9 protein-coding genes and 1 pseudogene are annotated in these 12,398 nt (G+C 60.2%); 4 read left to right on the forward strand and 6 right to left on the reverse strand.

What is annotated here, in order from left to right; genetic code table 11:
• Positions 1-13: 13 nt before the first annotated feature.
• The 3 genes from RHM58_RS33135 to RHM58_RS33145 all read right to left on the reverse strand — a co-directional run bounded on the left by RHM58_RS33135 (position 14) and on the right by RHM58_RS33145 (position 2,121).
• Positions 14-955: a rhodanese-related sulfurtransferase gene (locus RHM58_RS33135; RefSeq protein ID WP_322269300.1), complete on the reverse strand. Its 942-nt coding sequence runs from the start codon at positions 953-955 to the stop codon at positions 14-16.
• Positions 956-1,281: 326 nt separating this feature from the next.
• Complete coding sequence (locus tag RHM58_RS33140) at positions 1,282-1,581, reverse strand: BolA family protein (protein WP_201254931.1); 300 nt, start codon at positions 1,579-1,581, stop codon at positions 1,282-1,284.
• Positions 1,582-1,593: 12 nt separating this feature from the next.
• Complete coding sequence (locus tag RHM58_RS33145; RefSeq protein ID WP_201191427.1) at positions 1,594-2,121, reverse strand: DUF2059 domain-containing protein; 528 nt, start codon at positions 2,119-2,121, stop codon at positions 1,594-1,596.
• A 192-nt stretch (positions 2,122-2,313) separates the two neighbouring features.
• Here RHM58_RS33145 and RHM58_RS33150 point away from each other — a divergent pair, with 192 nt between their 5' ends.
• Positions 2,314-3,708, forward strand: coding sequence for a class II fumarate hydratase (locus RHM58_RS33150; RefSeq protein ID WP_201205636.1), 1,395 nt, complete (start codon positions 2,314-2,316; stop codon positions 3,706-3,708).
• A gap of 106 nt (positions 3,709-3,814) precedes the next feature.
• Here RHM58_RS33150 and RHM58_RS33155 read toward each other — a convergent pair whose 3' ends face one another.
• Positions 3,815-4,777 (reverse strand): DMT family transporter, encoded by a 963-nt coding sequence (locus tag RHM58_RS33155; protein WP_322269302.1) that lies wholly within the window; start codon positions 4,775-4,777, stop codon positions 3,815-3,817.
• Between the two features lie 210 nt (positions 4,778-4,987).
• On the opposite strand from RHM58_RS33155, the gene RHM58_RS33160 reads away from it, so the two are divergent.
• Entirely contained in the window at positions 4,988-5,182 is a 195-nt protein-coding gene (locus RHM58_RS33160; protein ID WP_201191433.1) for a DUF6316 family protein, read from the forward strand.
• Between the two features lie 128 nt (positions 5,183-5,310).
• Here the strand turns inward: RHM58_RS33160 and RHM58_RS33165 are convergent, their stop codons facing one another.
• Both RHM58_RS33165 and pap read right to left on the reverse strand, forming a co-directional pair.
• The gene (locus tag RHM58_RS33165; RefSeq protein ID WP_201205640.1) at positions 5,311-6,495 is read right to left on the reverse strand and encodes a thiolase family protein; all 1,185 of its coding nucleotides are present in this window, start codon (positions 6,493-6,495) and stop codon (positions 5,311-5,313) included.
• Positions 6,496-6,597: 102 nt separating this feature from the next.
• Positions 6,598-8,112 carry a polyphosphate:AMP phosphotransferase gene (gene pap / locus RHM58_RS33170; RefSeq protein WP_322269303.1) on the reverse strand — a complete coding sequence of 505 codons (1,515 nt, stop codon included), beginning with the start codon at positions 8,110-8,112 and terminating at the stop codon, positions 6,598-6,600.
• Positions 8,113-8,452: 340 nt separating this feature from the next.
• Between pap and mnmC the strand changes: the two genes are divergently transcribed.
• Complete coding sequence (gene mnmC / locus RHM58_RS33175; protein WP_322269304.1) at positions 8,453-10,432, forward strand: bifunctional tRNA (5-methylaminomethyl-2-thiouridine)(34)-methyltransferase MnmD/FAD-dependent 5-carboxymethylaminomethyl-2-thiouridine(34) oxidoreductase MnmC; 1,980 nt, start codon at positions 8,453-8,455, stop codon at positions 10,430-10,432.
• A gap of 194 nt (positions 10,433-10,626) precedes the next feature.
• Positions 10,627-12,396, forward strand: a pseudogene (locus RHM58_RS33180) (N-acetylglutaminylglutamine amidotransferase).
• Positions 12,397-12,398 lie beyond the last annotated feature (2 nt).

Consider the following 12,398-nt stretch of genomic DNA (forward strand, 5'->3'; position numbering starts at 1 on the left):
GGCAGACATGGATTCAAGCCTCGGAAGGTGATTGCTTGTAGTTGTAACCAATCGGGTGCGGCAGGTTGCGCGCCTTGGCCAGTTCGATCTGCTTCTGCCGGTCGATGGCGCTGCGACGGGTTTTCTCGCTCAGCTTATCCCAGCAATGCGGGCAACTGATGCCGGCCACGTAGTGCTCGGATGCGCGGTCGCAGGCGCTGATCGGTGTACGACAGGCATGACATTGATCGTAGTCGCCTTCGCTCAGGTCGTGGCGCACGGTCACGCGGTTATCGAACACAAAGCAGTCGCCCTGCCACTTGGTTTCTTCCTGCGGCACCTCTTCGAGGTACTTCAGAATCCCGCCCTTGAGGTGGTAGACCTCATCGAAGCCCTGGCTGAGCATGTAGCTCGAAGCCTTCTCGCAACGAATGCCGCCGGTGCAGAACATCGCGACTTTTTTGTGCACGGCCGGGTCGAAGTGTTCTTTGATGTAGTCGGGGAACTCGCGAAAACTGGTGGTTTTCGGATCGATGGCGCCTTCGAAGGTGCCAATCGCGACTTCGTAGTCGTTGCGGGTGTCGATCAACAGGACTTCCGGATCACTGATCAGCGCGTTCCAGTTCTCTGGATCGACGTAGGTGCCGACCTTTTTGTTCGGGTCCACGCCTTCGACGCCGAGGGTGACGATTTCTTTCTTGAGTTTGACTTTGGTGCGGTAGAACGGCTGGTCGTCGCAGTACGATTCTTTGTGATCGATATCGTCCATGCGCGGGTCGTTCTTGAGCCAGGCCATCAGCCCGTCAATGCCTTCGCGGCTGCCGGAGACGGTGCCGTTGATGCCTTCTTCGGCGATCAGCAGCGTGCCTTTGACGCCGTTGTCGACCATCGCTTGCAGCAGTGGCTCGCGCAGCTCAACGTAGTTTTCCAGGGTGACGAACTTATAAAGTGCCGCCACGACAATCTGTTGTGTCATGGGTGATTCTCCAGGTGGCTACCCTCGTAAGGGGTGAACCGGATGCGAAAAAAACGCGCCGGGTAAGCGGCGCGTTGCGGATTCTAGCAAAAACGGTGTGGTTTTAGGACTGCGAGATGCCTTTGTGGCGAGGGAGCTTGCTTGTGGCGAGGGGGCTTGCCCCGTTGGGTCGCGAAGCGGCCCTGAAAATACAGGGATCACCTCGGTGCATCTGTCCAACCGAGTTTGCCGGTTTTACGACTGCTTCGCAGCCGAACGGGGGCAAGCCCCCTCGCCACAACAAGCTCCCTCGCCACAACAGCCCATCAGCCCATCAGCCCACTACCTTAATGCGTGCTACCGCCAGCACAGGTCGGCGAGGCCGGGGCCGCGTCGATCTGTGCCCATTCTTCAGGCGTGTAGGTATGCAGCGCCAACGCATGAAACTCACCCATCAGCTCACCCAGAGTGCCGTAGACCTTCTGGTGACGCTTGACGCGATTGAGACCTTCGAACTGCTGACTGACCACCACAGCCTTGAAGTGGGTTTGCAACCCACGGCTGTGCATGTGGCTTTCATCCAGCACTTGCAGGTGCTCGGGCTGCAACAGCCCCAACGTCGACTCGATGCGTTGTTGCATGGTCATACCGAACTCCGCTTAAGGCTTTTTCTTGACAGCTGGAGCAGCGGCGCCTTTAGGCACCAGCTCGTTGGTCATGTCATCCAGCAGTTTGTTGACCACAGGCACTGCGCTTTCGAGCTTGGCTTGAGTCATCTGGGCCGATTGCTGAGTCAGCTGCGGCATTTTTTCCAGGACTTTTTTACCCAGTGGCGACTGGTAGAACGCAACCAGATCTTTCAGCTCGGATTCGCTGAAGTTGGTGGTGTAGAGCTTGACCATGTCCGGCTTCAGCTTGTTCCAGCCAATGGCTGCGTCCAGCGCGGCGTTGGCCTTGGCCTGGTAGGTATCCAGCAGGGCTTTTTTCGATTCAGGGGCTTTGGTTTGCTCAAAGCGCTGAGCGAACATTTGCTGCACTTGCATGTACACCGGAGTGCCCAATTTGTCAGCGTGCGCCAGGGTCAGGAAAGCTTCGGCACTGGCGTTGTGGCTGGCGGTATCGGCAAAAACCTGGCCGCTGGCGCAAACCAGTGCAACCGCGGTACAGATGGCACGAAGACGAGTCATCGAGTTTCCTTTTCTAGCAGGCGAGGTAAAACCCCAAGGGCGACCATTCTGCGCCTAAAAAACGTCATGGCTCAACCCCCACCCCTTATGGGGCTTGATTTCTAAGGCTCAGTGGTCAAAAAACAGACTGATGGAACCACTGCTGCCGAACACGGCCTAAACTGCGCAATCAGACCTACAGGAGTGTGACCGATGAGCCGTATCGAAACCGACAGCCTTGGTGAAGTGAACGTCCCGGATGACGCCTACTGGGGCGCCCAGACCCAACGTTCGCTGATCAACTTCGCCATCGGTCAGGAACGCATGCCCCTGGCTGTGCTGCACGCCCTGGCGCTGATCAAGAAAGCCGCGGCCCGGGTCAACGACCGCAACGGCGACTTGCCCGCGGACATCGCCCGGTTGATCGAGCAAGCGGCCGACGAAGTACTCGACGGCAACCACGACGATCAGTTCCCGCTGGTGGTCTGGCAGACCGGCAGTGGCACCCAGAGCAACATGAACGTCAACGAAGTGATCGCCGGTCGCGCCAACGAACTGGCCGGCAACGCCCGCGGCGGCAAGTCGCCGGTACACCCCAACGATCACGTCAACCGCTCCCAAAGCTCCAACGATTGCTTCCCTACCGCCATGCATATCGCCACCGTTCAAGCGGTGCAGCAGCATTTGCTGCCGTCGATCAATGAGTTGTCTGGCGGGCTGGCCGAGCTGTCGGCCCGGCACATGAAACTGGTCAAGACCGGGCGTACCCACATGATGGACGCCACGCCGATCACCTTTGGCCAGGAACTGTCCGCGTACATCGCACAATTGGATTACGCCGAGCGGGCGATCCGCAGCGCACTGCCAGCCGTGTGTGAACTCGCGCAGGGCGGCACCGCTGTCGGCACCGGGCTGAACTCGCCTCACGGCTTTGGCGAGGCGATCGCCGCCGAACTGGCCGCGCTCTCCGGCCTGCCATTCGTCACTGCGCCAAACAAATTCGCCGCGCTCGCCGGCCACGAACCGCTGACGACGCTGTCGGGAGCGCTGAAAACCCTCGCCGTGACGCTGATGAAAATCGCCAACGACCTGCGTTTACTCGGCTCCGGACCACGCGCCGGTATCGCTGAAGTGAAACTGCCGGCCAACGAGCCAGGCAGTTCGATCATGCCTGGCAAGGTCAACCCGACCCAGTGCGAAGCCTTGTCGATGCTGGCTTGCCAAGTGATGGGCAACGACGTCGCCATCGGCTTTGCTGCGAGTCAGGGGCACCTGCAATTGAACGTGTTCAAACCGGTGATCATCCACAATTTGCTGCAATCGATTCGCCTGCTGGGCGATGGTTGCAGCAACTTCCAGCAGCATTGCATCGCCGGGCTGGAACCGGATGCAGCGAAAATGGCGGAACACCTGGAACGTGGCTTGATGCTGGTGACCGCGTTGAACCCGCACATTGGTTACGACAAGTCCGCCGAGATTGCCAAGAAGGCTTACGCCGAAGGACTGACCTTGCGTGAGGCGGCGTTGCAGTTGCGTTATCTGACCGATGAACAGTTTGATGCCTGGGTGCGGCCGGAGAATATGTTGGAGGCCGGCGCCAAGGGCTGAGATGTGTAGCGCCTGAAAGTCAGTTTTCGCGGGCAAGCCTCGCGCCTACAGGTGATCGCATTCCCCTGTGGGAGCGTGGCTTGCCCGCGAAGAACGATGACGCGGTCTATCGACCGACCGCCATCCGCGTCCGCCGCGCCCTGAGCCCGGCCATCAACGATGGCCCCAACGCCACCAGCGCCGACCCGAGCACCACCAACACCGCCCCGCCATAACCCAGGCCATTGATCGTTTCGGCATGCACGTACTCCGGCCACAACGATGCGGCCAGTGCCACGGCGACAAACGTCACCAGCGGCGTAATGGCCAATGTCGCGCTGACCCGCGAAGCCTCCCAGTGCGCCAACGCTTCAGCAAATGCGCCATAAGCGATTAGTGTGTTCAGGCAGCACGCCAGCAGCAGCCAGCCTTGCAGCGGGCTCAGATTCAGCGCCTCCAGAGGATGCACCCACGGCGTCAGCAGTAGCGCGCAGAACAGATAAATCACCATCATCACCTGCAACGAATTCCACACCGTCAGCAATTGCTTCTGGCCCAGCGCATAGAAGGTCCAGACCGTGGACGCCGCCAACACCATCAATACGCCAGCGGTGTAGTCAGTCAGGGAGGTGAGCAATTCGCTCAGGCGCTGATTGAAAAACAGCCCGAAACCGATCAGCAGCACCAGCAGGCCAATCCCCTGCCCCACGCTGAACCGCTCCTTGAACACAAACAGACTGGCGATCAGCAACATGATCGGTCCCATCTGCACCACCAATTGCGCGGTGCCGGGACTGAGCAGGTTTAGGCCCATCAGGTACAAAACGTAATTGCCCACCAGGCCGAGCACCGCCATCAGCACCAACCAGCCACCCTTCGGGCCGAGCGCTTTGCGGCTCGGCAGACGCTTGGTCGTCGCCAGATATAGAAAGAGGCAACCGCCGGACACCAGCAAGCGAAACCAGGTCACCGTCACCGGGTCCATCACCAGCAGCACTTGCTTGAGTTTGATCGGCAGGATTCCCCACAGCAGGGCCGTCAGCAACGCCAGGAACAGCCCGTAAACCCAGCGACCTGATGAAATGTGCATGCTGCCCCCGAAGCCCAATGGCGAGAGCGGTCATTCTAGGCCCAGCGCCCGGAGGCACACAGGGGCAGTTGCTCGCTGGCCGCAAATGAAACGGTGCAGGTCGCAACGCTAAATTGACGAAGTGCCGTCGATCAGGTCGCCAGGCGCCGCAAGTACTTCAGGCATAAGCTCATTGGATCCGTAAACAGGACCTACACTCAGGAGATTGCCATGTACGGCATGCGCGCCCAGGACAACGCCCCTACCACGCACTTTCGCAGTGACCGGTTGTGCAGGGTGAATGGGGAGTTGTATTTCAGCACTCGGGAAAACACCCTCGAGGGGCCGTTTGACAGCCCTGAAGCGGCGATGCGGGAGATTCAGGCGTATATCGAGCGGATGCAACTATTGAGTACCAGTCACTAGACCGCAGTGCTGCTTTCGCGAGCAAGCCCGCTCCCACATTTAACCGAGTTCTCCCAGGAGAATGCGGTTAAATGTGGGAGCGGGCTTGCTCGCGAAGGCTATTCAACAGGCAATACAAATCTATCGATTTAACGCACCGCCTCAAACAACCCCGTAGCCCCCATCCCGCCACCGACGCACATGGTGACCACGCCATAACGCAAATTGCGCCGTTGTAGCTCACGCACGATATGCCCGACTTGACGCGAACCGGTCATGCCAAACGGATGACCAATGGAAATCGACCCGCCGTTGACGTTGTATTTCGCGTTGTCGATTTCCAGTCGATTGCGGCTGTAGAGGCACTGGGAGGCAAACGCTTCGTTGAGCTCCCACAAGTCGATATCAGCGATCTGCAAACCCTTGGCCTTGAGCAACTTCGGCACCGAGAACACCGGGCCGATGCCCATTTCATCCGGGGCGCAACCGGCCACGGTGAAACCACGGAAGAAGGCTTTAGGCTTGAGCCCCAACTCCAGGGCTTTTTCCAGGCTCATCACCAGGGTCATCGACGCACCGTCCGACAGCTGCGACGAGTTGCCCGCCGTCACCGAGCCGTCCTCGGCAAACACCGGCTTCAAACCGGCGAGGCTTTGCAGCGTGGTGTCAGGACGGTTGCAGTCATCGTGATCAACAACACCATCGAGGATCTGCACCTGGCCGGTGGCCTTGTCTTCGACCCGGTACTTGACCGCCATCGGCACGATTTCATCATCAAACAACCCGGCGGCCTGAGCCTGGGCTGTGCGTTGCTGGCTCTGCAACGCGTAAAGATCCTGCTCTTGGCGGCTGACGTGGTAGCGACGGGCGACGATTTCGGCGGTCTGGCCCATTGGGAAGTAGATGCCCGGCACCTGTTCCTTGAGCAACGGGTTGATCAGGTTGTCGGTGTTGACGCTTTTCATCGTCAGGCTGATGGACTCGACGCCGCCGGCGACGATGATGTCGCTGCAACCCGAGGCGATCTGGTTGGCGGCAATCGCAATGGCCTGCAAGCCTGAAGAACAGAAACGGTTGAGGGTCATGCCGGCAGTGCCGATGCCCAGGTGCGACAGCACCGCAACGTTACGCCCGATGTTGTAACCCTGGGCGCCTTCGTTGGAACCGGCGCCAACGATGCAATCCTCGACGCTGGCCGGGTCAATGTCATTGCGTGTGAGCAGCGCATTGACACAGTGGGCCGCCATGTCGTCCGGACGGGTCATATTGAACTTGCCGCGAAAGGATTTGGCCAGGCCGGTCCGTACGCTGTCGACGATCACCACTTCACGCATGGCATACCTCATTGTTGTTGTCGGTTGAGAGTGGACCGAGCATAAGTCCACCCCATTACCGACCGCGACAATCATTCACCCGGCGTATGCGTAACCATCGTCTTAGTGCTTGTGCTTCTTGGCCTTCTTGTCGGCCTTTTCGAACGCCACTTCCAGCGCCCGGTTGATCGTGCGCAACACTTTGACCCGGGCCCAGCGCTTGTCATTGGCTTCCACCAGGGTCCAGGGCGAGATCTCGGTGCTGGTGCGATCGACCATGTCACCGACGGCGTCGCGGTAGGCGTCCCACTTGTCACGGTTGCGCCAGTCGTCCTCGGTGATCTTGAAGCGTTTGAAGGGAATCTCTTCCCGCGCCTGGAAGCGCTCCAGTTGCGTCTGCTTGTCGATGGCCAGCCAGAACTTGACCACGATGACGTTTGACTCGGAAATCTGCTCTTCGAAATCGTTGATCTCGCTGTAAGCCCGCAGCCAGTCCGCTGGCGGGCAAAAGCCCTCAATGCGCTCCACCAGGACCCGGCCGTACCATGAGCGATCGAACACCGTGAACTTACCCTTGGCCGGGAGGTACCGCCAGAAGCGCCAGAGATACGGTTGCGCCCGTTCCTCCTCAGTGGGCGCGGCAATCGGGATGATGCTGTATTGACGTGGATCGAGTGCGGCGGCAACCCGGCGAATAGCCCCGCCCTTGCCCGCCGCGTCATTGCCTTCAAACACCGCCACCAAGGCGTGCTGGCGCATGCGTTTGTCGCGCATCAGGCCAGAGAATCGTGCCTGTTCGGTAATCAGTTGTTCTTCGTAATCGTCCTTTTCCAGGCTCTGGGTCAAATCCAGGCTGTCGAGCACGTTCATCTGATCAATATGGGTGGGCAGCGGCGCGGCACTGACTTTGTCGGGATGGACCTTGGGCCGCTTCAGCGCATTTTGCAGGCCTTCGAGAAGGATCTGGCCCACCATCAGACTGCGGTAATACGGGTCTACACCTTCAACCACATGCCACGGCGCATAGTCGCGACTGGTGCGGCGTAACACCCGCTCGCCGAACTTCACAAATTTGTCGTAGGTTTGCGATTGCTGCCAGTCCAGCGGGCTGATGCGCCAACTGTGCAGCGGGTCGTCGGCGAGCGCCTTGAGGCGCGCCTTCATTTGCTGCTTGGAGAGATGGAACCAGAACTTGAAGATCAGCGCGCCTTCATCGCAGAGCATTTTCTCCAGGCGTTCGGACTGGTTGATCGCCTGGTCCAGCACCGCGTTCTTGAAATCGCCATGGACTCGCCCTTGCAGCATCTGGCTGTACCAGTTGCCAAAGAAAATACCCATGCGACCCTTGGCCGGGAGCATCCGCCAGTAGCGCCAGGCCGGTGGCCGCGCCAGTTCTTCGTCGGTTTGCTGGTCGAAGGTGCGGACCTCGATCAGGCGCGGGTCCATCCATTCGTTGAGCAACTTGACCGTCTCGCCCTTGCCAGCGCCTTCGATACCGTTGATCAAAATGATCACCGGAAAACGCTTTTGCTGCTGCAGTTCGAACTGCGCTTCAAGCAAGGCTTCACGCAGGGCCGGCACTTCAGCGTCGTAGGATTCTTTGTCGACGGCGTGACCGATTTCGGCAGATTCGAACATGGGCGGCTCCCTTCCAAGATTGAGCAAGACTAGCGGATTGGGCTGGTGATCATCAGAGAAATTCCCTGTTGCGTGGGGCTTTTGGCTTTTGTGGCGAGGGAGCTTGCTCCCGCTCGGCTGCGAAGCAGTCGTGAAATCAGCCAACTCGATTTACCTGATAAATCGAGTCGTCTGGTTTGAGGGCCGCTTCGCGCCCCAGCGGGAGCAAGCTCCCTCGCCACAAAAGCTTTCAAACCCAATCGCGGATGTTCCCTGACATCTCGTCATCAAGGCTTGCCATGGATCAAGCACACAAGCCCTGATCAGCTAGAATGCCCGCCTTGCCGTTGCCGAGCCTGCCATGAAACCTGTAATGCCTAACGCCCAGCTCGACTGGGACGATCAGGGTCGCCCGTATTCGCGGGTGTTCGATGATGTGTATTTCTCCGACCTGTCAGGGCTTGAGGAAACCCGCTACGTGTTCATCGAGCAAAACCGCCTGAAGGAACGTTTTGCCGCGTTGCCTGCGGACGGTCGACTGGTGATTGGCGAGACCGGTTTCGGCACCGGGCTGAACTTCCTGTGTGCCTGGCAACTGTTTGAAGAGCAGGCCGTGGCCGGTGCACGACTGCATTTTGTCAGCGTGGAAAAGTACCCGTTGACCGCCCCTGACCTGAAGCGGGCGCTGGCGTTGTGGCCAGAACTGAAACCGTTCGCCGATCAACTGCTGGCCCAGTACGTGGCGATCCATCAGGGCTTTCAACGCCTGATTCTGGATAACGGCCGCGTGACCCTGACGCTGCTGATTGGCGATGCGCTGGAACAATTGCCGCAGCTGGATGCGCAGATCGATGCGTGGTTTCTCGACGGTTTCGCCCCGGCGAAAAACCCCGACATGTGGACCGCCGAACTGTTTGCCGAACTGGCGCGCCTGGCCGCACCCGACTCGACCATCAGTACCTTCACCAGCACGGGCTGGGTGCGTCGATTACTCAATGCGGCAGGCTTCAAGATGAAGCGCACGCCGGGCATCGGGCACAAATGGGAAATCCTTCGGGGTGCCTTTATCGGCTGGCCGGCCGAGGTGGCGACACCGACACCGGCCAAGCCGTGGTTCGCTCGCCCGCCTCGACCTGAAGGCGAACGCCGCGCCTTGGTGATCGGCGCCGGCCTCGCCGGTTGTGCCAGCGCTGCGAGCCTGGCAGCACGGGGCTGGCAGGTGAGTTTGCTGGAACGTCACGCCGACATCGCCCAGGAAGCCTCGGGCAATCCGCAAGGCGTGCTGTACCTCAAACTCTCGGCCCACGGCACCGCATTGTCGCAACTGATTGTCAGCGGTTTCGGGCATACCCGGCGCGTGCTCGAACACCTGCATCGCGGCGTCGACTGGGACGGTTGCGGCGTGTTGCAACTGGCGTTTAATGCCAAGGAAGCCGAGCGTCAGGCGCAATTGGCGGCGGCGTTTCCTGCTGACCTGCTGCATTTGCTGGACCAGCCACAGGCCCAGGCTCAAGCCGGCATCGCGTTGGCCCACGGCGGATTGTTCTATCCCGAAGGCGGCTGGGTTCATCCTCCGGCGCTGTGCCAGTGGCAAGCCACGCAACCCAATGTTCAACTGCTGACTCATCGCGATGTGTTGGAGCTACGCAAGGTGGATGACCAATGGCAAGCCTGGGACGGCGACACCTTGCTCGCCAGTGCCCCGGTCGTGGTGCTGGCCGGTGCCGCCGAGATCAAACGTTTTGCGCAAAGTGCCGACTTGCCGCTCAAACGCATTCGCGGGCAAATCACCCGATTGGCGCAAACCACCGAGAGCCAGAGCCTGGCTACGGTGGTCTGCGCCGAAGGTTACGTGGCACCAGCACGCCTGGGCGAACACACCCTGGGCGCCAGCTTCGATTTCAACAGCGACGACCTGACGCCGACCACTGCCGAGCACTTGGGCAATCTGCAGCTACTGGAAGAAATATCCAGCGATCTGGTCAGCCGCCTGCACGCCGAGCAACTCGACCCGGAGCAACTTCAGGGCCGCGCCGCATTCCGTTGCACCAGCCCCGATTACCTGCCCATCGTCGGGCCTCTGGCCGACGGCCAAGCGTTCAACCAGGCCTATGCCGCCCTCGGCAAGGACGCCCGTCAAGTGCCGAATGTCCAGTGCCCATGGCTCGACGGTTTATACGTCAACAGCGGTCATGGTTCACGAGGCTTGATCACCGCCCCGCTGTCCGGTGAGTTGCTGGCGGCATGGCTGGATAACGAACCGTTGCCGTTGCCGCGCAGCGTGGCTGAAGCCTGCCACCCCAACCGCTTTGCCTTGCGCCGGTTGATCCGCGGGGCCTGATCACAGCTGCGGTATCGCGCAAATACCCTGGTCGGCGAGCGCCCCTGTGCCTGCCGTCCGCGATAGCCCAGCCTCACGGCTTATAACCGATCGATCTAAAACTCCCATCAATCCACCAGGTCAGTTTCAGAGTACCCGCCGTTTTGGCGCGGTTTTGATTGACCCTCCCCAACGGAAAAACCGGTAAGGACTTTATGTGTGGATTAGCTGGCGAGTTACGCTTTGATCATCAACCTGCCGACCTCGCAGCGGTTGAGCGAATCACCCATCACCTGGCCCCCGTGGCCCGGATGCGTGGGGCTTTCATGCCCAAGGGCCGATTGCCCTGGGCCATCGTCGCCTGAAAATCATGGACCTGTCGGACGGCTCGGCGCAGCCAATGATCGACAACCAACTGGGCTTGTCCCTGGCCTTCAACGGCGCGATCTACAACTTCCCGGAACTGCGCACCGAGCTTGAAAGCCTTGGTTATGCCTTCTATTCCGGCGGCGACACCGAAGTGCTGCTCAAGGGCTATCACGCCTGGGGCGAAGCACTGCTGCCCAAACTCAACGGCATGTTCGCCTTCGCCATCTGGGAGCGCGACGCCAAACGGCTGTTCATCGCTCGCGACCGTCTCGGTGTGAAACCGCTCTACCTGTCGCGCACCGGCCAGCGTTTGCGCTTTGCCTCGGCCTTGCCGGCGCTGCTCAAGGGTGGCGATATCAGCCCGATGCTCGACCCGGTGGCGCTGAACCATTACCTGAATTTCCACGCGGTGGTCCCGGCCCCGCGCACGTTGATCGCCGGCATTGAAAAACTGCCGCCAGCGACCTGGATGCGCATCGAGGCCGACGGCACCACCGAGCAGAAAACCTGGTGGACCCTGCCCTACGGCCCCCACGCCGACGAGATGAACCTGACGCTCGAAGACTGGCGCGACCGGGTGCTCGACAGCACTCGTGATGCGGTGGCGATTCGTCAGCGGGCGGCGGTAGATGTCGGCGTGCTGCTGTCCGGCGGTGTCGATTCGAGCCTGTTGGTCGGTTTACTCCGCGAAGTCGGCGTCGAGAACCTGTCGACCTTTTCCATCGGTTTCCAGGATGCTCGGCGGCGAGCGCGGCGACGAGTTCCAGTATTCGGACCTGATCGCCAAGCACTACGGCACCCAGCATCACCAGTTGCGCATCCAGGAGAGCGAAATCATCGAGCAACTGCCCGCGGCGTTCCGCGCCATGAGCGAGCCGATGGTCAGCCATGACTGCATCGCCTTCTATCTGTTGTCCCGTGAAGTGGCCAAGCACTGCAAGGTTGTGCAAAGCGGCCAGGGCGCGGACGAGTTGTTCGCCGGTTATCACTGGTACCCGCAAGTGGATGGCGCGGCCGATCCGTATACGGCCTATCGCGATGCATTTTTCGACCTCAGCTACGAAGACTACGCCGCCACTGTGCAGCCGAAATGGCTGACGGCCAACGATGCCGCGGGCGACTTCGTGAAGGAGCATTTCGCACAACCCGGCGCCGATGCGGCAGTGGACAAAGCCCTGCGGCTGGACAGCACGATCATGCTGGTGGACGACCCAGTCAAACGCGTCGACAACATGACCATGGCCTGGGGCCTGGAAGCGCGAACACCGTTTCTCGACTATCGCCTGGTGGAGTTGTCGGCCCGCGTGCCTGGCAAATTCAAACTGCCGGACGGCGGTAAACAGGTCTTGAAAGAAGCGGCACGACTGGTCATTCCAAGCGAAGTGATCGACCGTAAAAAGGGCTACTTCCCGGTGCCCGGTCTCAAGCACTTACAGGGCGATACGCTGAACTGGGTGCGCGAACTGCTGCTCGATCCAAGCCAGGATCGCGGCCTGTTCAACCCGGCCATGCTCGACCGCCTCACCGATCCGCAAGGCCAGTTGACCCCGTTGCGCGGCTCCAAGCTGTGGCAATTGGCGGCGCTGAACCTGTGGCTCAGTGAACAAGGAATCTGATT

This window comes from Pseudomonas sp. 10S4 (genome assembly GCF_034344865.1).
In the GTDB taxonomy this organism is placed as follows: Bacteria; Pseudomonadota; Gammaproteobacteria; order Pseudomonadales; family Pseudomonadaceae; genus Aquipseudomonas.

Coding starts and splice junctions, on each gene's coding strand:
- RHM58_RS33160 (WP_201191433.1), top strand. CDS start 4,988: ATGTACGGCATGCGCGCCCAGGACAACGCCCCTACCACGCACTTTCGC.
- RHM58_RS33155 (WP_322269302.1), bottom strand. CDS start 4,777: ATGCACATTTCATCAGGTCGCTGGGTTTACGGGCTGTTCCTGGCGTTG.
- RHM58_RS33165 (WP_201205640.1), bottom strand. CDS start 6,495: ATGCGTGAAGTGGTGATCGTCGACAGCGTACGGACCGGCCTGGCCAAA.
- RHM58_RS33140 (WP_201254931.1), bottom strand. CDS start 1,581: ATGACCATGCAACAACGCATCGAGTCGACGTTGGGGCTGTTGCAGCCC.
- mnmC (WP_322269304.1), top strand. CDS start 8,453: ATGAAACCTGTAATGCCTAACGCCCAGCTCGACTGGGACGATCAGGGT.
- RHM58_RS33135 (WP_322269300.1), bottom strand. CDS start 955: ATGACACAACAGATTGTCGTGGCGGCACTTTATAAGTTCGTCACCCTG.
- RHM58_RS33150 (WP_201205636.1), top strand. CDS start 2,314: ATGAGCCGTATCGAAACCGACAGCCTTGGTGAAGTGAACGTCCCGGAT.
- pap (WP_322269303.1), bottom strand. CDS start 8,112: ATGTTCGAATCTGCCGAAATCGGTCACGCCGTCGACAAAGAATCCTAC.
- RHM58_RS33145 (WP_201191427.1), bottom strand. CDS start 2,121: ATGACTCGTCTTCGTGCCATCTGTACCGCGGTTGCACTGGTTTGCGCC.